The organism is Vibrio sp. 10N.222.52.B7, from assembly GCF_041474275.1.
Taxonomy (GTDB): domain Bacteria; phylum Pseudomonadota; class Gammaproteobacteria; order Enterobacterales; family Vibrionaceae; genus Vibrio; species Vibrio crassostreae_C.
Map to the genome: position 1 here is coordinate 1 of NZ_JBFRTU010000502.1, position 342 is coordinate 342.

The 342-nt window shown below is 46.2% G+C and carries 1 pseudogene; it reads right to left on the minus strand.

Annotated elements, in window-relative coordinates:
• A pseudogene (locus AB4512_RS23900) lies at positions 1-342 on the minus strand (two-component system response regulator); the annotation flags it as partial.

The following is a 342-nucleotide window of genomic DNA, read 5'->3' on the forward strand; positions in this document are numbered from 1 at the left end:
TAACTCACCAGTCGTGATTAGAAATTCCAAATAGCGTCGAGCGGTGGTTCGGCTTGCTCCAATACGTTCACCTGCTTCATCTGCTGTAATATCAGCAATGTCGGCTTGTTGAAAAATGGCTCTAATTTTATCAAGCGTTACGCCATCAATCCCTTTGGGTAAGGTTGACACTTTTCCTGAGTCCGCTTTCGCGTTGGCTTGCAGCATCTTATCGACCAAACCTTGGTTCAAATCAGACACACTTTCAAACTCTTGCAGCTGCGATTGATATTTTTTCAGCGCCGCTTCTAAGCGAGGAAACATCACAGGTTTCAGCAGATAGTCCACGACTCCACCGCGCAT